Origin of the sequence: Mesorhizobium sp. M1078, from assembly GCF_040318615.1 — a bacterium.
Taxonomy (GTDB): domain Bacteria; phylum Pseudomonadota; class Alphaproteobacteria; order Rhizobiales; family Rhizobiaceae; genus Mesorhizobium.
This window is the reverse complement of sequence record NZ_JAMYMP010000092.1, coordinates 1-1,229: the sequence shown is the minus strand read 5'-3', so window position 1 is coordinate 1,229 and position 1,229 is coordinate 1. Positions and strand designations below refer to the sequence as shown.

Below are 1,229 nucleotides of genomic sequence, written 5' to 3'. Positions count from 1 at the left end.
TGTCCGAACCGGATAGATAGGTAACAGAATGGACCGATAGCATGGGTGACAGTTTTCTCCTTCGCCGGGAGGACCGGCGATGGTTTGACGAGAGACTGGCATCATGGACGAGCGGCTACGGTTTGTTGTGGAGTGTCTTGCTGGGGATGAGACGATGGTTGCGCTTTGTGCGGCCTACGGGATCTCACGCAAGAACGGCTACAAATGGCTAGGACGCTATCGGACGTTTGGGCCTGAGGGTTTGCACGACCTGCCGCGAGCCCCGCTCAATCATGGCCGGGCGACAGCTCAGGATCTGGTTGAGCGGATTGTGGCGGCCAAGGAGCTGCATCCGCTTTGGGGTCCAAAGAAGATCGTGGCACGGCTCAGGCGCACGGCTCCCGAGTTCATGTGGCCTTCAGCCTCGACGGTCGGCGCGATCCTTGCGCGGCATGGGCTTGTCCGCGCCCGCAAGCGACCCCGCCTGCGGGCCTGCGGCAATGGACCCTGGCCACAGCCGCAAGAACCGAACGCGGTGTGGACTGGCGATCACAAGGGCTGGTTCCGGACCCGCGACGGCTGGCGTTGCGAACCCTTGACGGTGATGGATGCGTCGAGCCGCTATCTCTGGCGCTCGAAGCGACGGGGTCGACGGCCGATAGCGAAGCCTGGCCGGTGTTTGAGCGGCTGTTTGAAGAGCATGGCCTGCCGGATCGCTTCAGAAGCGACAATGGCCCGCCCTTCGCATCAGCCGGCGTCACCGGGCTGACGCCGCTTGTCGTGCGCTTCATCAAGCTCGGCATCACCCTGGAGCGGATCGCACCCGGCAGGCCACAGCAGAACGGACGTCACGAGCGCTTTCACCTGACCATGCTGCCGATGGCCGAGGCACCGGAAGCCGACCGAACGGCACAGGGCCAGGCCTTCGAGACCTTCCGCCACAGCTACAATGAGGAACGTCCCCATGAGGCGCTGGGCATGGATACATACGCCCGCCCAGCACTACCGGTCCTCACAGCGCGCCATGCCCAGGACACCACCCGAGCCCGTCTATCCGGCCGAGGCCTCGGTCCGCCGCGTGCGCCACAATGGCGAGATCCGATGGAATGGCGGCTTCATATATGTCTCGCAAGCGCTGGCGGGCGAACCGGTCGCTGCGTTGGAGACCGAAGACGGACAATGGACACTCTCATTCCATGCCCACCCGCTCGGCATGATCGACACACGCCGCATGAAGCTTGTCCGCCGCA

At 64.0% G+C, this 1,229-nt stretch carries 1 pseudogene; it reads left to right on the top strand.

The features are described 5' to 3' along the window. Window positions 1–103: 103 nt before the first annotated feature. Window positions 104–1,229 (top strand): annotated as a pseudogene (locus NKH38_RS33560) (integrase core domain-containing protein); the annotation flags it as partial.